Origin of the sequence: Bradyrhizobium sp. CCGUVB14, from assembly GCF_024199935.1 — a bacterium.
GTDB lineage: Bacteria > Pseudomonadota > Alphaproteobacteria > Rhizobiales > Xanthobacteraceae > Bradyrhizobium.
The window spans coordinates 4,766,560-4,782,626 of sequence record NZ_JANADS010000001.1 but is presented as its reverse complement, the minus strand read 5'-3'; the positions used below and the strand labels follow the sequence as shown (position 1 = coordinate 4,782,626).

The following is a 16,067-nucleotide window of genomic DNA, read 5'->3' as shown; positions in this document are numbered from 1 at the left end:
GCTTTTCGCTGGCGCGTCCGGCTGGTAGATTGACGCCATTGCTTTGGGGGTTTTTTGATGCACGCGAGGATTTTCAATCGCGTCTTGGTGCTGGCAGCACTCGTCGCGGTGACGCTCGCCGTCGCGCTCCGACCGGCATCGGCCGAGAAGCGCATCGCGCTGGTGGTCGGCAACTCCGCCTACAAGAACATCACGCCGCTCGACAATCCGTCCAAGGACGCGAGCCTGATGGCGGAGACGCTCGGCACGCTCGGCTTTACCCTCGTCGGCGGCCGCGCCCAGCTCGATCTCGACAAGGCCGCGATGGACATCGCCGTGCAAAGCTTTGGCCGGCAGGTCCAGGGCGCCGATGTCGCGCTGTTCTATTATGCCGGCCACGGCGTGCAGGTCGCGGGCTCGAATTATCTCGTGCCGGTCGGCGCCAATCCGACGCGCGAGGCCGACGTCGATTTCCAGATGACCGACGTCAATCTGGTGCTGCGGCAGATGCAGGGCTCGGGCACGCGGCTCAACCTCGTCATCCTCGATGCCTGCCGCAACAACCCCTTTGGCTCGCGCGGCCTTCGATCCTCGGACGGCGGTCTTGCGCAAATGCGCGCGCCTGAAGGCACGTTGATCTCCTACGCGACACAGCCCGGCAATGTCGCGCAGGATGGTAGCGACGGCCACAGTCCCTACACCAAGGCGCTGGCCGCGACGGTCCGCACCGCCGGCCTCGACGTGTTCCAGACCTTCAACCAGGTGGGGCTGGCCGTGAAGCGCGCCACCTCGGGCGCGCAGCAGCCCTGGGTGTCGTCCTCGCCGATCGACGGCACCTTCTACTTCGTCCCCCCGACGCAAACAGCGCCGCCGCAGGTCGCGGCGATGCAGCCCGATCCGCTGCCGGCGGATCGGCTGCGCGCCGATCCCGACCGTGTGCCGTTGCGCGACGCCGCGCTGCTCAGCGAATTGAACGAGCGGCTCTACGAGCTCAATTTCGATCCCGACACGCCCGACGGGCTCACGCGCGCCATCACAAAGCTGCAGCAGCGGATTTCGATGCCGCCGACGGGCGAGCCGACCGAAGGCCTGCTGCTGCGGATGCGCAAGATGGAGGATCTCAAGCCATGGGGTTCGATCGTCTACGGCCCTGACGGCAACAAATGGGGCATCTCGTGGAACCATGCCTCACGGCGCGCGGCGGTGGCGGATGCGCGCGGCAATTGCGCCGGCGCGAAGTGCCCGATCGAGCTTTCCTTCTACGGCAAAAGCTGCGGCGCTTTCGCGATCTCGGACAAGTCGTGGTCGCTGGTCCAGCGCGACAGCGTGCAGCGCGCGAAGGACGCCGCGCTTGACGAATGCGGCAAGGCTGGCAAAGCTTGCCGCATTATTGGAAGCGTTTGTGCCGACGGCTCCGGTCGTTGATTTTATCGCCGATTTTTCGTGATGATGGATTTCTGGCTCATGTCGAACACCGCACGCCGCCATTTTGCCCTCGCCACACTTCTCCTCGCCCTCGCCGCTCCGTCAGCATTTGCGCAATCCGGCAGCGCCGGCGGCTCGATCGGCAACGACGAAAAATCGCTGTCCGGCTCGCGCCAGGATAGCCCTTCAGGCCGTTCCGCCGAACCCGCGCCCTCGGAACGCCGAAGCAAGCCGGCCGCTGACGAACAACGCTCGTCGTCTCGGCGCAGCGGTGGTGGCGGTGGCGGTGGTAGCTTCGACGGTGCCTGGGCTGTCACCAGTGTCGGCTGTGGCGGCACGTCCAGCGGCGCGACCGTCGTGACCTCGGGCCGCGTGATCGGCCAAGGCGTCAGCGGGACCGTCAGCGCGAATGGATCGGTGCACACGTTCGGACAGGGTGAAGGCGGCATCACCTATACCGGCGCTGGCCACCTTTCGGGACGCAGCGGTTCCGGCACGTTCCGCCGCTCCGACGGCTGCTCGGGAACCTGGACCGCGAGCAAGCAATAGCGCCGGCAAAAAGCCTGAATTCGCGGCGGAACGAACGCCGCGCAGGCCCGATTCAAGCCACATCCTCTCCGGATTTGCGGCTCATTGCCACCTAACTCTTTGTTGAGAAAGGGAAGGTAACGAGTTGCGTCATGCGTAAACGGGAGACCAGGATGGGCAACCGCACCGCAAAGTTCATGTCCGCGCTAGTCGGCAGCATCATTGCCGGCGCGCCGCTGGCTGCCGTTTCACAGAACGCGCCAAGCACATCCAGCGCCGCAAGCACACCCAGCGCCGCAAGCCCGGCGAATGCCGCGAGCGCAAGCACGGCGAATGCCGCGAGCGATTGCGTCGCCTCACCAAAGGGTGTCGCGCCGCAGGGGCAGCACTGGTTCTATCGCGTCGAGCGCGGGACCAAGCGGCAATGCTGGTATCTGCGTGCCGAAGGTACCAAGGACGGTGCCAAGGAAGGTGCCAAGCCCATACAGAGCGCGCAGGCGACGACCGACACGCCGAGTGCAGCTCCAGCCGCGCCGTCATCGGTGCAAAATGCGCATGCCGAATACATTGCACAGCAAACCAACCCCGCCGCGAACGCGCCGGCGTCAGCCGCAGCCGCCACGCCGCAGGCTCCCGGCGCCAGTGATGCCAATGCGGCGCAGCCCTCCGTCGCCACGCGTTGGCCCGACGCCGCCCTCGCTTCGCCCGCACCGCAGCCATCAGTTGCAACCGCTGCCGCACCTGCAGCAGCGTCGGTACAGCCGAGTGCGAAGCCAGCCGCCTCCCCGGTAACGCTCGCCGCGGCAGAGGCCCCCGCCGACAAGCCGACCGGATCGGTGCAGATGCTGCTGCTCGTCATCGGCGGCGCGCTGACGCTCGCCGGCCTCCTCGCCAGCGTGATTTATCGCTTCGCCGGTCGACGCGCGCGCGCCCGGGCGGCCGATCGCCGCGTGAACTGGGACCATCGGCAGGATGACGCCGACAGCCGTGCGCCCTGGCATACCGAGCCGGCGCCGCGCGTCGTACGGCCGCTCCCGGTGGACTTCGACGCCATGCGTGCGGAAGCCCCGCAGATCGCCGCATTCTCAAGCGCCATCGGCCGGATCGCTGCGCAGGGCCGTTCCGTTGAGGTTGCGACAGCAGAGCCTGACGAGACAAAGCCTGACGAGACCGGGATCGACTATTTCGACGGCGAGTTCGAGATCGAGCCCGCGGCGCCGCAGCTCGCCGCCGACGCCGCCCACCGCGAAGAGCCGGCAGAGCACAACGCGGACGCGCATGACGAACATGCGCGTGAAGCGGCCAGCGCCGCCGACATCGATATCATCACGGCGATGCTGGAGCGGCTGGCGACGGAAGGGCCGCGGCTGACGCAGCCTCGCCCTGAAGCCTTCCCTGCTAGCCTTGAAGCTGACCTTGCAGCCCTCGCACGAAGCTCACGAGGCCAGTCCGCCGCTCGCGCTTGAGGCGCTCGGCCTTCAGGATCGACTGTACCTCGGCGAAGGCGTCATCAACATTGTGGTTGATGACGATGTAATCATACTCGGCCCAGTGGCTCATCTCGTGGCTGGCGCGGCTCATCCGCTTGCGGATCACCTCGTCCGAATCCTGCGCGCGCGAATGCAATCGCTTCTCGAGATCGCCGGCTGACGGCGGCAGGATGAAGACGCTGACGACGTCCGCGCGCGCCTTTTCGCGCAACTGCTGCGTGCCCTGCCAGTCGATGTCGAACAGCACGTCCTGCCCCGCCGACAGCGCGGCCTCGACGGGCGCGCGCGGCGTGCCGTAGCTGTTGTCGAACACGGTGGCCCATTCCAGCAGCTCATCGCCCTTCACCATGGCGTCGAACCTGGGCTTGTCGACGAACAGATAGTCGCGGCCGTCGACCTCGCCGGGCCGCATCGACCGCGTCGTCGCCGACACCGACATGCGCAGACCGGGCATGCGGTCGATCAGCAGACGCGACAGCGTCGTCTTGCCCGCGCCCGATGGCGAGGACAGCACAAACATCAGCCCACGCCGCTCGACACCGTCAGTTCCGTGACCGCCCGTCGTCATCGATCACTCCAGATTCTGGACCTGCTCGCGAAATTGCTCGACCACGTTCTTCATGGCGAGCCCGGTATTGGTCAGCTCGATGTCGTTCGACTTCGAGCAGCAGGTGTTGACCTCGCGGTGAAACTCCTGCGCCAGGAAATCGAGCTTGCGCCCGATCGGACCACCCTTGCCGATCAGCTCGCGCGCCTGTGCGATGTGGGAGGCGATGCGGTCGAGCTCCTCGCGGATGTCGGCCTTGGTCGCGATCAGGATCGCCTCCTGCATCAGGCGGTCGGAATCGAAACGGTCGGACGTGTCCAGCAGCGCGGCGATCTGCTCGGCGAGCTTCGCCTTGATCGCCTCGGGCTTGCGCCCCGGTGCGGCTTCCGCCCTCTTCGCCAGCTGCTCGACCTCGTCGACCCGCTGGGTCAGGATCTGGCCGAGCGAGGTGCCCTCGCGCTTGCGCATCGCGACGAGTTCGTCGAGCGCCTTGTCGAAGGCGTCGGCCGCGGCAGCGCGTGCGGCCTTGTCCTCCTCCTCGTCGCCCTCGGGCTCGGCGACCTCGACGACGCCCTTGATGGCGAGCAGGCCGTCGACGCTAGGCGCGACCGCGTCGACCTTGCCGGCGATGACGGAGGCCGCCTTCAGCACGGCGTTGAGCACGTCCTCATTGACGCGGACGGTGGCGGCGGCATTGGCGCGCTTGACGTTGAGGTTGGCGTAGACGGTGCCGCGCGAGAGCAGCTCGCCGGCGCGCTTCTTGGCGTAGGCCTCGAGCTCGTCGAACCCCTGCGGCAGCCGCACCCGCAAGTCAAAGCCCTTGGCGTTGACCGACTTCAATTCCCATTCGAACGTATACGGCCCGCTTGCGCCGTGGCTTCGGGCAAAGCCGGTCATGGACGACAGCGCCATCAGGTCAAATTCTCCGACAAACATGGGATTCGCGAGGCCATCAGGCCACGCGAATCTTAAGACTATTTTGCGGGAAAGTGGAATCCGCAAAGTCCCGTAGGCAGGTCTGCGCAACGACTGAGGCTGGACCAGCCCTAGCGCTGGATGACCGGCGGCGACGGCTGCACGGCGCCCTGCCGCGCGGGCGCGGGAGTGGTGGCGGGCCGCGCCGGCGGCTTCTTCTGCTGGGTCGGCTTGGGCGTGGTCGCGGTCGGCGCCGTATCGGCAGCCGCAGGCGCCGCGGCGGCCGGCGCAGGTGCGTCCTCGGCAGGCTCGACCGTGTCGTTCTGGATCTGCTTCTCCATCGCGCGCAGCTTGGCGACGTTCTTCTGGTGCGCGTCGTAGGTCTCGGTAAAGGCGTGCCCGCCGCTTCCGTCCGCGACGAAGAAGAGATCGCGGGTGCGGGCCGGGTTGGCGGCCGCCTCCAGCGAGGCGCGGCCGGGGTTGGCGATCGGGCCCGGCGGCAGTCCCTCAATCACATAGGTGTTGTAGGGCGAAGGCTGCGTGATCTCGCTGCGCTTGATCGGGCGCCCCAGCGTGCCCTTGCCGCCGACGAGGCCGTAGATGATGGTCGGATCGGACTGCAGCTTGATCTTCTGCTTCAGCCGATTGACGAACACGGCCGCGACCCGGCTACGCTCGTCCGGCTTGCCGGTCTCCTTCTCGACGATCGAGGCGAGTGTCTCGAGCTGCTCCGGCGTCTTGACCGGAAGGTCCTGGCTGCGGCGCTCCCAGATCTCCGCGAGCACGCGCTTGTGCGCCTGCTGCATGCGCTGGATCACCTGGTCGCGCGGGGTCCCGCGCGGGAACTTGTAGGTCTCGGGCAGCAGCGTGCCTTCACGCGGCAATTCGCGCACGCTGCCGGTGAAGATGTCGTTATCGGACAGCCGTGCCACGATCTGCTCGGAGGTCAGGCCTTCCGGAATCGTGACGGAATGCTGCACCACCTTGCCCTCGACGATGGTGGCGATGACGTCGCGCAGGGATGCGTTCTTCTGGAACGAATATTCACCCGGCTTCAGGTCCGAGCTCGCCTTCAGCGCAGCCACCGCGGCAATGAACACCCAGGGATTGACGTCGGTGACGCTTTCCTTGTTCAGGGTCTCGGCGATGTCGCGCTTGCCCGCACGCTGCGGGATGTTGACGATCTTGTCTTCCTTCAGCGGCCCCGGCGCCTCGAGCACCTGCCGGCCGTAATAATAGGCGCCGCCGGCGCCGAGCATGGCGATCAGCAGCAGGGTGATGATGGCGTTGCCGACCACGACAAAGGGATTGCGGGCCCGCTCCGAACGCCTCGGCGGCGGCGGGACCTGCTCGGGCTCGAGCGCTGCCCGCGGACTCCGGGGCGAAATGGGCGGCCTTTCACTCATCGAAGCAACCTGAATCCTGCCGGTTCAATCGCAGCCTGACAATCGCTTGCCGAGCCAAATGCACACGCCCACAGACATGACTATCGCCGAATACGGCAAAACGGTGGATTCGTCGCAAACACAAACTAATGGGTCAGGCGCCGGACGATGACCGAGGCATTGGTACCGCCGAAACCAAAAGAATTCGACAACGCGACATTCACCTCGCGCTGCTTCGCCTTGTGCGGCACGAGATCGATTGCGGTCTCCACCGACGGATGGTCCAGGTTGATGGTCGGCGGGACGATGTTATCGCGAATCGCGAGGATCGCGAAGATCGCCTCGATCGCGCCGGCCGCGCCGAGCAGATGGCCGGTCGACGATTTGGTCGAGGACATCGCAACCTTGGAGGCGGCATTGCCGAGCAGGCGCTCCACCGCGCCGAGCTCGATCTCGTCGCCGAGCGGCGTCGAGGTGCCGTGGGCGTTGATGTAGTCGAGGTCGGATGCGGTAAGGCCGGCGCGCTTGAGCGCGGCCGACATGCTGCGGAAGCCGCCATCGCCATCGGGCGACGGCGACGTAATGTGATAGGCATCGCCCGACAGACCGTAGCCGATCACCTCGGCGTAGATCCTGGCGCCGCGGCGCTGGGCGTGCTCGAGCTCCTCCAGGACGAGGACGCCGGCGCCCTCGCCCATGACGAAACCGTCGCGATCCTTGTCGTAGGGGCGCGAGGCCTTCTCGGGCGTGTCGTTGAAGCCGGTCGACAGCGCGCGTGCGGCGTTGAAGCCGGCAATACCGATGCGGCTGATCGGCGACTCCGCGCCACCGGCGACCATCACGTCGGCATCGCCGAGCGCGATCAGGCGGGCGGCGTCGCCAACGGCATGGGCACCGGTCGAGCAGGCCGTGACCACCGAATGGTTCGGTCCCTTCAGGCCGTGCGCGATCGAGACGTAGCCGGATGCGAGATTGATCAGGCGGCCCGGAATGAAGAACGGCGACACCCGGCGCGGCCCGCGCTCCTTCAGGAGAATCGCGGTGTCGGCGATGCCGTTGAGGCCGCCGATGCCCGAGCCGATCATGGTGCCGGTCGCGCACTTGTCCTCTTCGGTCTCGGGATGCCAGTTCGCATCGTCGAGCGCCTGACCGGCCGCGGCCATGCCGAAGATGATGAAGTCGTCGACCTTGCGCTGGTCCTTCGGCTCCATCCACTTGTCGGGATTGAAGGTGTCGTTGCTGCCGTCGCCGCGCACGACCGTGCAGGCGTATTTGGTCTGCAGATCGGAGACATCGAAGCTCTCGATCCTGCGCGCACCGCTTTCGCCGTTGAGGATGCGTTTCCAGGTCGGCTCGACGCCGCAACCGAGTGGCGACACCATGCCGAGACCAGTGACGACAACCCGCCTCATATCCGAAAACTCCGCATCGAAAGATTCACGGCCAATAACAAGAAACCGGCTGACCGCTGCAAAGCGGCCCGTCCGGTTTCAATGTTGTCCCCGCGAAATGAAGAGCCTTAGCTCTTCGCGTTCTTCTCGAGAAACTTCGTGGCGTCGCCGACGGTGAGAATCGTCTCCGCGGCGTCGTCCGGAATCTCGCACCCGAATTCTTCTTCGAACGCCATCACCAGTTCGACGGTGTCCAGACTGTCGGCGCCGAGGTCATCGATGAAGCTCGCTGCGTCGACAACCTTCTCGGGTTCAACACCAAGGTGTTCGACCACGATCTTCTTAACCCGCTCGCCAATGTCACTCATTGCATAACCTCGTGTTGTTCCCTGTAGACCCGACCCCCCGGGACGATACGAGCCGTCGTGGTCGTTGACTGCCTTCGCTTACGAACTTTGATTTGGCCCCACCTTAACCGGTAGAGGCCCGGCGAATGACGGCCAAGGCTCCGCATCGCCAATATACAGGGTTTCAAAAACCTGCAATGGCGTTCTTTGCCCATCCGTTGAAGGTCCGGTTATCATACTTCAACTGCCTTGACTACACGCCTCAATTCGCTCCGAAAACGGCCGTTTGCCGCATCCTGCCCCACCCATGTGGGCAGTGCGGAACGACGTCTCAGATCATGGCCATGCCGCCGTTGACGTGGATGGTCTGGCCGGTGACGTAGGCCGCTTCGTTCGAACTCAGGTAGACCGCGGCCGCCGCAATGTCCTCGGGCGTCCCCAGGCGGTTGGCCGGAACCTTGGTCAGAATCGTCTCGCGCTGCTTGTCGTTGAGCGCATCCGTCATCGGCGTCTTGATGAAGCCGGGTGCGATGCAATTCGCGGTCACGCCGCGCTTGGCGTATTCGGCGCCCAGCGTCTTGATCATGCCGATCAGGCCGGCCTTCGACGCGGTGTAGTTGCCCTGCCCTGGATTGCCGGTGACGCCGACCACCGAGGTGATGGCGATGATGCGGCCGAAGCGCTTGCGCATCATCAACTTGGTGGCGGCACGCGCCAGGCGGAAGGTCGAAGTCAAATTGATGTTGATGACCTCCTCCCAATCCTCGTCGCGGAGCTGCACGAACAGATTGTCACGCGTGATGCCGGCGTTGGCGACGAGAATGTCGACCTGGCCCATCGCAGCTTCCGCAGCCGGCACCAGCGCCTCGACCTCGTCGGCCTTGGAGAGATTGCAGGGCAGCACATGGGTGCGCTCGCCGAGCTTGCCGGCCAGCTCATCCAGCACGTCCTTGCGCGTTCCCGAGATCGCGACGGTCGCGCCCTGCGCATGCAGCGCCTGCGCGATCGCGCCGCCGATGCCGCCGGTCGCGCCGGTGACGAGCGCCTTCTTGCCAGTCAGATCGAACATCGAAAACTCCTCCAAAGCACGATCCGGAAAAGTGTGCAGCGGTTTTCCGGAAAGATCGTGCGTAAACTCAAGCCTGCTTCGCAGCGGCCAATGCATCCTTGGCGGCGGCAATGTCGTTCGGACCACCCACGGCAACGCCGACGGCGCCGTCGGCGATGCGCTTGACGAGTCCCGTCAGCACCTTGCCCGCGCCGATCTCGAAGAAACGGGTGACGCCCTGCCCTGCCATATAGGCAACCGACTCGCGCCAGCGCACCGTGCCGGTGACCTGCTCGACCAGGCGGCGGCGGATCTCGTCGGGATCGGTGATGGCGCTCGCCAGCACGTTCGACACCAGCCGCGCAGCCGGCGCCTTGATCGTGACCTTGGACAGCGCCTCGGCCATCGCGTCGGCGGCGGGCTGCATCAGCTTGCAGTGAAACGGTGCGGACACCGGCAGCAACATGGCGCGCTTGGCGCCCTTGGTCTTGGCGATCTCGACGGCGCGGTCGACCGCGGCCTTGTCGCCGGAGACGACCACCTGGCCGCCACCATTGTCATTGGCCGCCTGACAGACCTGCCCTTGGGCCGCCTCCCTGGCGACCTCCATGGCTGCGTCGTAATCGAGGCCGAGCAGCGCGGCCATCGCGCCGGCGCCGACCGGCACCGCTTTTTGCATTGCGAGACCGCGGGTGCGAAGCAGCCGTGCGGTGTCCGAGATCGTCAGGCTGCCGGCGGCCGCCAGCGCCGAATATTCGCCGAGCGAGTGACCGGCAACGAACGCCGCGTCCCGCCCCACGGAAAACCCGGCTTCAGCCTCCAGCACCCGCAGAGTGGCCACAGACACGGCCATCAGGGCCGGCTGGGCGTTCTCGGTGAGCTGAAGGGTTTCGGCCGGGCCATCCCAGATCGTGGCTGTCAGCTTCTCTCCAAGCGCGGCATCGACTTCGTCGAACACGGCACGCGCCGCCGGAAAGGCGTCGGCCAAAGCCTTGCCCATACCGACTGCCTGGGAACCCTGCCCCGGAAATGTGAATGCTGCCGTCATCGGCGCTCCCTGGATCGCTCGAGCCGTGTGGTTCGAGAACCCGCAGCCGATGACGTCCGGCCCGAGCCTTGGTTCCCGACCATGCTCCGAAAGGGGCCGTAGACACTGTCCGGGGCCGGAATGTCAAGCCAAGATAGGAGCTTCGGCCTGCATTGAACTGGGGATTCGGCCTGTCAAAACCCGCCGGCCTTCTGGTCCGCACCGACCTCGGCGCCGGCTTGCGCACGGCGCGCATTGCTGACCAGTTGGCCCGGCCGGTCATCCCGGTTCGGCTTCGCCGTGGCGAGCCGCAGCACGGCTGCGTAGCCCGGCTGAACCTCCATCCGCTCGGCATGCCGGCTCTCGCTGAGCAGGCGATGCACCTTCGGCAGATTGTAGCAGGGCACGTAGAACAGCAGATGATGCTCGAGGTGGTAGTTCACGTAATACGGCGCGATGAACAGGCGCTCGAGGACATTGGCATGCGTGGTGCGGGTGTTGCGCAAGGGATCGCTGCTGTCGGGCACGACGGCGTGCTCGGCGATGTTGCGGATGCGCGTGATGACCATCATCCAGGTCAGTAGCGGCACCAGCCAGAGCAGCGGATAGGCCCACCACACACCGGCCGCAGCGAGGCTTGCGAACATCGCGGCGTTGACGAGGCATTGCGGGCCGAGCTTCTCCCAGAAATGCCCGGCGCGCTGCCGCCACGGCCAGTCCTTCGGACCGAGCGCGTTGAGCAATTGCGCCTTGCGCTGCTGGTACCCGGTCTGCCCGGTGATGTCGCGAATGAACTTGCGGCGATAGCTCAGCCTGGTGATCGGAAACGGCGCCGACAGCACCAGATCGGGATCATCCTCCTGCTGGGTGCGTGCATGATGCTGCAAGTGATAGCGCCGATAACTGCGTGTCTCGGCAAAGAGCGGATAGGCGCAAAACCACTGGCTCAGCGCGAGATTGGTCTTCTCGTCCGCGGACAGGCAGCCATGCGCGCCGTCATGCATCAGGATTGCGAGCCCGAGCTGACGCGAACCGATGATGGCGACGGCGAGAACGTAGGTGATCGGATTGGGCCACCAGGCGACCAGGGCGATTGCGCCAATGATCAGCGCCCAGGCGTGCGCGATCATCGCGACGCCCTTCCAGGTCACGCGCTGGCGCACGTCGGCCAGTTGATCGTCGGTCAGGAAATCGCGGGCACGCATGCGAAGCGCCGTCATGACCTACCCCTCCTCGTTCGAATTGCTTGATGCGCCGCGCTCGTCGACGAGACGCAGGCGCGCAGTGTCAGCGCTGGATTTGGCCTGCTCGCCGAGCACGCGCAGCATCTCTTCGCAGAGTGCCTCGGGCGAGCGGCCCATGGCGTAGCCTTCGAGAATGACGCCGATCGCAACCGCCCAGAACCGCCGCGAGCTTTCGTCGGGCGCGCGCAGCGAGCGCCAGCCATGACGCGCCACCTGGCCTGCATAAGCGCGTGCGCCCTCACTGTGCAGGCGCTCGATGGTGCGCTCGACCAAAGGCGCCAGATCCTGGCGCCGCCGCGTCAGGGTCAACGCTTCCGCGAAGAAGGCGATCGAATCGCTCGCCGTCACGGTCTCGGCCAGCGCGTGGGTGTAGTCCCGCGGCGTACGCGCCTGCAGCGCCGCCTGCTCGGTCGCGCGCGCCAGATACAAAAGTTCGCGGCAGGCGCATTCGACGAACAGCGCTTCCTTGGTGCGGAAGTAATAGGTGATCTGGCTCGGGAACGCGTTGGCCGCTGCTGCGATATCGGTGATCGCGGTGCCCGACAGCCCCCGCTCCCGGAATAGCGGGCTTGCCGCGTCCAGCAGCAGCGACCGCATCTTGCGCCCGGCCGAGCGCGTCGCCCGCGCCGCATGCTTGGGGTCGCCAGCCGCCTCAAACGGCTCTCCGAACGGCTCCTGGGCCGATTTTTCCACCATCGGATCCTCTCCCTGATTTATTTGTATGACATACAAACAAATAAATCAAGACGGATGTGGTATAGGAGGACCGGCCCCACCACCCGCACCGGGCGATCCGGGCCGAAAATGCGGCCTCCAACCTTGCCAAGCCGGCCAAAATCCGTATAACGCGCGCATCCGCAGACCCCGGCCGGGAGCTGAACGGACGGTCTCAGCAAATCATTCGTGATTTTGGTGTGGCAGGGCCAGTCGGCCCGTCGTCCCGTGTTTCCGCCTTCTGAGCTTAATCCCAGAGTCCTTTCCGAAGGTCTCTTAAGGGCTTGACGCCGGGCAATGCGCTAACACGAGGAAAGGACGACTATGGCTCTCTATGAGCATGTTTTTCTCGCGCGCCAAGACGCGAGCACGCAGCAGGTCGAAGAGCTGACTGCGCAGATGACCGGAATCGTCGAGGGTCTCGGCGGCAAGGTCACCAAGACCGAGAATTGGGGCGTTCGCTCCCTCACCTACCGCATGAACAAGAACCGCAAGGCGCACTTCGTGCTGCTCAACATCGACGCGCCCTCCGCGGCGATCGCCGAGATCGAGCGCCAGGAGCGCATCAGCGAAGACGTGATCCGCTATCTCAGCGTCCGCGTCGAAGAGCTCGAGGAAGGCCCGTCCGCGATGATGCGCAAGGCTGACCGCGATCGCGAGCGTGACGACCGTGGCGGCGGCTTCCGCGACCGTGAAGGCGGCGGCGGTTTCCGTGGCGACCGTGAAGGCGGTTTCCGTGGCGGCGATCGTGACGGTGGTGGCTTCCGCGGTGATCGCGGCCCGCGCCGTCCGCGTGACGAAGCTGAAACCACGACGGATGGGGAGTAAGACCAATGGCTGAAGCTGGTGCACGCCGCCCGTTTTTCCGTCGTCGTAAGAGCTGCCCGTTCACGGGCGCCAATGCTCCGAAGATCGACTACAAGGACTCCAAGCTGCTGATGCGTTACGTCTCCGAGCGCGGCAAGATCGTGCCGAGCCGCATCACCGCCGTGTCCGCGAAGAAGCAGCGTGAGCTTGCCCGCGCCATCAAGCGCGCGCGGTTCCTGGGCCTGCTGCCCTACGTCATTCGCTAAGACGAATTCGACCGGCGGCGATCACGCCGCCGGTCGCGACTTTCTGAACTCATAAGGCTTCCGGGTCCTCCGGTCGCCGATGGTTGGGGCAAAGCGCCTCTAACCGCTCGAAGGGAGCGGGACAGCTGATGATGGTATTTGGACTGATAGCCCTGATCGCCGGCGCTGCGTCGGCCCTGATGTTCGCCTCGATCGTGTCGGGCGCACTGATCTCGCTCGTCCTGGTTTATCTTGCTCCGCTGCCGCTCATGCTCGCCGCAATCGCCTGGGGGCCGCTGTGCGGCGCCCTCGGCGGCCTCATCGCGACGCTCGTCATTGCCGGCGCGCTCAGCCCGCCCCTCGCCCTCGGTTACGGTCTCGCATTCGCGCTGCCGGCCTGGTGGCTTGGCCATCTCGCCATGCTGGGCAGGCCGATCGCCGGCGGCATCGCGGGCCAGGATGCGGCTTCGCCCCAGGTCGAATGGTACCCGCTTGGGCGCATCCTGCTCTGGATTGCGGCGCTGGCGACGCTGCTGACCGCGGGATCGCTGTATTCGCTGGGAAGCGATGCCTCGGCCATCAGCGATGCGATGCGGCGTGGCTTCGCCAAGATTCTTTCAATGGTGAGCGAGACGACCGTTACGGAGAGCGATCCGCGCGTCGGCCTGATGGTCGCGGTCATTCCGGTTCTGGTCGCGGCGTCGCAGATGGCGACGCTGACCTTGAATCTCTGGCTTGCCGCCAAGGTCGCGGCTGTTTCAGGCCGGCTGCATCGGCCGTGGCCGGACCTCAGCAGCACGAGCTTGCCGCCAATGACGCTGGTGGCCCTCTGTGTCGCGCTCGCGTTCAGCTTCTCCGGCGGAATGACCGGCATTCTCGCCGTCGTCGTCACGACCGTCCTGATGATGGCCTATGCGCTGGTCGGCTTTGCCGTTCTGCACACCATCACGCGCGACCTCGCCAATCGCGGAATTTGGCTCGCCACCGCCTACGCCATCGTTTTCATGTTCAGCGTGAGCCTCATCCTGCTGACCGCCCTTGGGCTCGCGGACGCCGTGTTCGGCTTCCGCGAGCGCTTCCTGCGCAACCGGCAACCGCCGCCATTGCCGACAACTTAAGTCCAACCCGAAAACTGAAAACCAGAGCACCTCAAAGGAGAACGAATATGGAAGTCATTTTGCTGGAACGCGTGAGCAAGCTCGGCCAGATGGGCGAAGTCGTGAAGGTTCGCGACGGTTATGCCCGCAATTTCCTGCTCAAGCGCGGCAAGGCGCTGCGCGCCACCGCCGACAACCGCGCCAAGTACGACGGAATGAAGGCCGACCTCGAAGCCCGCAACCTTGCCTCGAAGGGCGAGGCGTCCAAGGTCGCCGAGAAGATCCAGGGCAAGAACATCATCGTGATCCGTCAGGCGTCCGAAGCCGGCCAGCTGTTCGGCTCGGTCACGGTGCGTGACGTCGTTACGGCGTTCGAGGCCGACGGCGTTGCCCTCGAGCGTCCCCAGGTGCAGCTCGACGCACCGATCAAGACCATCGGCAAGCACTCGATCACGGTCGCGGTTCACCCCGAGGTCGAGGTCGAGGTCACCGTCACGGTTGCGCGCAGCCAGGACGAGGCCGAGCGCATCAACCGCGGCGAGGACATCTCGACCCGCAACGAGGACCGCGACGCGGCCGCCGAGGCGATTGCCGCCGCCGGCGAGTTCTTCGATCCGGAAGCCCAGCACGACGACGCCGAGCCGGCCCCGGCTGCGGAAGAGACCGAGAAGTAAGCCTCGCGCTCGCGCAAGGCTACGAAGCAGGGCTACGAAGCCCGGCTGCCTCAGGCAGCCGGGCTTTTCGTTTTGGACGCGACATCCTCGCTCAGCATCGCGATCGAGGCGAGTGCCGTTGCCGTGTGCTTCTCGACACCGTCGCTGACGCAGAACACGTCTGCCGCGACCACGGAGACCTGACGGCCCGGCTTGATCACCCTTGCGCGGCAGATCAGCTTGTCTCCGACCGCGGGCGACAACAGATTGAGCTTGTATTCCGCCGTCAGCGCCGACTGTCCGCGCGAGGTCGCCGCCGCAATGGTCGTGGCATTGTCGACCAGGAAGGCCGTGACACCGCCGTGGAAGAAGCCGTGCTGCTGCAACAGCTCCGGCCGACGCTCGACCGCAATCGTGCAAGTGCCCCGCGACAAGTCCGACAGCTCGGCACCGACGAGGTTCATGAAGCCCTGCCGGCCGACATTGGCGTGGATGCGCTCGGCTACGGCCACGAACTCGGGATCGGCTTCGTTGCTCATGTCGCCACTCCTTGCTTGGTGTTGACGCGCCCGGGCGGCACCAGCGCGCGGATGGCGCAGGCGATCAGCGTGTCGGCCTCGCCGCGCGGATCGGCGCGATCGCGCCCGGAGAGAAAGGCCCGGCAGAAGATCTGCGCAGGGCCGATCAGCTGACTGACGAACATCACGGATGTCATCGGCAGAAGCTCGCCGCTTGCGACCAGCGGCGCGCGCCAGCGCTCGATGCCTTCGGCGAGCCGTGCATTCTGCGCGCGCTGGGCGTCGCGGATGTCCTCGCCCCATTCGCTGCGCGAGATCTCGAAAAGATAGCGCGCCTCGCGGCGGCTCAGCACGACCCAGTCGAGATGGGCGCGGATCAGGCGATCGATGCCCTGCTCCGCTTCGAGCGCCTGATCGAGCGCGGCGAGCATCGCGGCGTGATAGTGCCGCAGCACGTCCAGGAACAGCGCACCGGCAAGCTCCTTCTTGGAGCCGAACACATGAAAGAAGCTGCCATTGGAGGCACGGGCCTTGGCGCGGATGGCGGCCACCGTCGCGCCCTCGAAGCCCGACCGGTCGAACACCGCGAGCCCCGCAGCCAATAGATCGTCGCGAACGCCGGATGACATCGCCGCCTCCTAGAGTATTACTCTAGAGCGTAACTCTAATGATGGTCAAGACGACGCGAAGGCCGCGCTGGGCGCGGC

Annotated in this window: 18 protein-coding genes; 7 read left to right on the top strand and 11 right to left on the bottom strand. The window is 65.7% G+C overall.

Features of this window, described 5'->3' with window-relative positions; genetic code table 11:
• Window positions 1-57: 57 nt before the first annotated feature.
• From NLM32_RS22060 to NLM32_RS22050, 3 genes are all read left to right on the top strand, one after another.
• Entirely contained in the window at window positions 58-1,404 is a 1,347-nt protein-coding gene (locus NLM32_RS22060; RefSeq protein ID WP_254130987.1) for a caspase family protein, read from the top strand.
• A 39-nt stretch (window positions 1,405-1,443) separates the two neighbouring features.
• Window positions 1,444-1,953 carry a hypothetical protein gene (locus NLM32_RS22055; RefSeq protein WP_254130986.1) on the top strand — a complete coding sequence of 170 codons (510 nt, stop codon included), beginning with the start codon at window positions 1,444-1,446 and terminating at the stop codon, window positions 1,951-1,953.
• A gap of 152 nt (window positions 1,954-2,105) precedes the next feature.
• On the top strand, window positions 2,106-3,398 hold the full coding sequence (locus NLM32_RS22050) for a hypothetical protein (RefSeq protein ID WP_254130985.1): 1,293 nt from the start codon (window positions 2,106-2,108) through the stop codon (window positions 3,396-3,398).
• Here NLM32_RS22050 and gmk read toward each other — a convergent pair.
• From gmk to NLM32_RS22005, 9 genes are all read right to left on the bottom strand, one after another.
• Window positions 3,331-3,990 carry a guanylate kinase gene (gene gmk / locus NLM32_RS22045; RefSeq protein WP_254130984.1) on the bottom strand — a complete coding sequence of 220 codons (660 nt, stop codon included), beginning with the start codon at window positions 3,988-3,990 and terminating at the stop codon, window positions 3,331-3,333. The two genes, NLM32_RS22050 and gmk, sit on opposite strands and share 68 nt — an antisense overlap.
• Window positions 3,991-3,993: 3 nt before the next feature.
• Window positions 3,994-4,881, bottom strand: coding sequence for a YicC/YloC family endoribonuclease (locus tag NLM32_RS22040; protein WP_254135389.1), 888 nt, complete (start codon window positions 4,879-4,881; stop codon window positions 3,994-3,996).
• A gap of 134 nt (window positions 4,882-5,015) precedes the next feature.
• On the bottom strand, window positions 5,016-6,290 hold the full coding sequence (mltG, locus tag NLM32_RS22035) for an endolytic transglycosylase MltG (protein WP_254130983.1): 1,275 nt from the start codon (window positions 6,288-6,290) through the stop codon (window positions 5,016-5,018).
• A 125-nt stretch (window positions 6,291-6,415) separates the two neighbouring features.
• Window positions 6,416-7,681, bottom strand: a complete 1,266-nt coding sequence (fabF, locus tag NLM32_RS22030; RefSeq protein ID WP_254130982.1) for a beta-ketoacyl-ACP synthase II — start codon at window positions 7,679-7,681, stop codon at window positions 6,416-6,418.
• Between the two features lie 107 nt (window positions 7,682-7,788).
• Entirely contained in the window at window positions 7,789-8,028 is a 240-nt protein-coding gene (locus tag NLM32_RS22025; protein ID WP_008130699.1) for an acyl carrier protein, read from the bottom strand.
• Between the two features lie 310 nt (window positions 8,029-8,338).
• On the bottom strand, window positions 8,339-9,076 hold the full coding sequence (gene fabG / locus NLM32_RS22020) for a 3-oxoacyl-[acyl-carrier-protein] reductase (protein WP_254130981.1): 738 nt from the start codon (window positions 9,074-9,076) through the stop codon (window positions 8,339-8,341).
• Window positions 9,077-9,143: 67 nt separating this feature from the next.
• The gene (gene fabD / locus NLM32_RS22015; protein WP_254130980.1) at window positions 9,144-10,103 is read right to left on the bottom strand and encodes an ACP S-malonyltransferase; all 960 of its coding nucleotides are present in this window, start codon (window positions 10,101-10,103) and stop codon (window positions 9,144-9,146) included.
• Between the two features lie 173 nt (window positions 10,104-10,276).
• Complete coding sequence (locus NLM32_RS22010; RefSeq protein WP_254130979.1) at window positions 10,277-11,302, bottom strand: fatty acid desaturase family protein; 1,026 nt, start codon at window positions 11,300-11,302, stop codon at window positions 10,277-10,279.
• Between the two features lie 3 nt (window positions 11,303-11,305).
• On the bottom strand, window positions 11,306-12,022 hold the full coding sequence (locus NLM32_RS22005) for a TetR/AcrR family transcriptional regulator C-terminal domain-containing protein (protein ID WP_254130978.1): 717 nt from the start codon (window positions 12,020-12,022) through the stop codon (window positions 11,306-11,308).
• A gap of 342 nt (window positions 12,023-12,364) precedes the next feature.
• Between NLM32_RS22005 and rpsF the strand changes: the two genes are divergently transcribed.
• The 4 genes from rpsF (at window position 12,365) to rplI (ending at window position 14,863) form a co-directional block, all read left to right on the top strand.
• Window positions 12,365-12,868 (top strand): 30S ribosomal protein S6, encoded by a 504-nt coding sequence (rpsF, locus tag NLM32_RS22000; protein ID WP_254130977.1) that lies wholly within the window; start codon window positions 12,365-12,367, stop codon window positions 12,866-12,868.
• Window positions 12,869-12,873: 5 nt separating this feature from the next.
• A complete protein-coding gene (gene rpsR / locus NLM32_RS21995) occupies window positions 12,874-13,113 on the top strand; it encodes a 30S ribosomal protein S18 (protein WP_007592020.1) in 240 nt (79 codons plus the stop codon).
• A 128-nt stretch (window positions 13,114-13,241) separates the two neighbouring features.
• On the top strand, window positions 13,242-14,210 hold the full coding sequence (locus tag NLM32_RS21990; protein WP_254130976.1) for a DUF2232 domain-containing protein: 969 nt from the start codon (window positions 13,242-13,244) through the stop codon (window positions 14,208-14,210).
• A 47-nt stretch (window positions 14,211-14,257) separates the two neighbouring features.
• Window positions 14,258-14,863 (top strand): 50S ribosomal protein L9, encoded by a 606-nt coding sequence (gene rplI / locus NLM32_RS21985; RefSeq protein ID WP_254130975.1) that lies wholly within the window; start codon window positions 14,258-14,260, stop codon window positions 14,861-14,863.
• Between the two features lie 50 nt (window positions 14,864-14,913).
• Here the strand turns inward: rplI and NLM32_RS21980 are convergent, their stop codons facing one another.
• On the bottom strand, window positions 14,914-15,381 hold the full coding sequence (locus tag NLM32_RS21980) for a PaaI family thioesterase (RefSeq protein ID WP_254130974.1): 468 nt from the start codon (window positions 15,379-15,381) through the stop codon (window positions 14,914-14,916).
• Window positions 15,378-15,989: a TetR/AcrR family transcriptional regulator gene (locus NLM32_RS21975; protein WP_254130973.1), complete on the bottom strand. Its 612-nt coding sequence runs from the start codon at window positions 15,987-15,989 to the stop codon at window positions 15,378-15,380. Before NLM32_RS21975 ends, NLM32_RS21980 begins: the two co-directional genes overlap by 4 nt.
• Between the last annotated feature and the right edge of the window lie 78 nt (window positions 15,990-16,067).

Bases quoted from the DNA above. Each gene is read 5' to 3' on its own strand.
- NLM32_RS22060 (WP_254130987.1), top strand. From the start codon at position 58: ATGCACGCGAGGATTTTCAATCGCGTCTTGGTGCTGGCAGCACTCGTC.
- NLM32_RS22055 (WP_254130986.1), top strand. From the start codon at position 1,444: ATGTCGAACACCGCACGCCGCCATTTTGCCCTCGCCACACTTCTCCTC.
- NLM32_RS22050 (WP_254130985.1), top strand. From the start codon at position 2,106: ATGGGCAACCGCACCGCAAAGTTCATGTCCGCGCTAGTCGGCAGCATC.
- gmk (WP_254130984.1), bottom strand. From the start codon at position 3,990: ATGACGACGGGCGGTCACGGAACTGACGGTGTCGAGCGGCGTGGGCTG.
- NLM32_RS22040 (WP_254135389.1), bottom strand. From the start codon at position 4,881: ATGGCGCTGTCGTCCATGACCGGCTTTGCCCGAAGCCACGGCGCAAGC.
- mltG (WP_254130983.1), bottom strand. From the start codon at position 6,290: ATGAGTGAAAGGCCGCCCATTTCGCCCCGGAGTCCGCGGGCAGCGCTC.
- fabF (WP_254130982.1), bottom strand. From the start codon at position 7,681: ATGAGGCGGGTTGTCGTCACTGGTCTCGGCATGGTGTCGCCACTCGGT.
- NLM32_RS22025 (WP_008130699.1), bottom strand. From the start codon at position 8,028: ATGAGTGACATTGGCGAGCGGGTTAAGAAGATCGTGGTCGAACACCTT.
- fabG (WP_254130981.1), bottom strand. From the start codon at position 9,076: ATGTTCGATCTGACTGGCAAGAAGGCGCTCGTCACCGGCGCGACCGGC.
- fabD (WP_254130980.1), bottom strand. From the start codon at position 10,103: ATGACGGCAGCATTCACATTTCCGGGGCAGGGTTCCCAGGCAGTCGGT.
- NLM32_RS22010 (WP_254130979.1), bottom strand. From the start codon at position 11,302: ATGACGGCGCTTCGCATGCGTGCCCGCGATTTCCTGACCGACGATCAA.
- NLM32_RS22005 (WP_254130978.1), bottom strand. From the start codon at position 12,022: ATGGTGGAAAAATCGGCCCAGGAGCCGTTCGGAGAGCCGTTTGAGGCG.
- rpsF (WP_254130977.1), top strand. From the start codon at position 12,365: ATGGCTCTCTATGAGCATGTTTTTCTCGCGCGCCAAGACGCGAGCACG.
- rpsR (WP_007592020.1), top strand. From the start codon at position 12,874: ATGGCTGAAGCTGGTGCACGCCGCCCGTTTTTCCGTCGTCGTAAGAGC.
- NLM32_RS21990 (WP_254130976.1), top strand. From the start codon at position 13,242: ATGATGGTATTTGGACTGATAGCCCTGATCGCCGGCGCTGCGTCGGCC.
- rplI (WP_254130975.1), top strand. From the start codon at position 14,258: ATGGAAGTCATTTTGCTGGAACGCGTGAGCAAGCTCGGCCAGATGGGC.
- NLM32_RS21980 (WP_254130974.1), bottom strand. From the start codon at position 15,381: ATGAGCAACGAAGCCGATCCCGAGTTCGTGGCCGTAGCCGAGCGCATC.
- NLM32_RS21975 (WP_254130973.1), bottom strand. From the start codon at position 15,989: ATGTCATCCGGCGTTCGCGACGATCTATTGGCTGCGGGGCTCGCGGTG.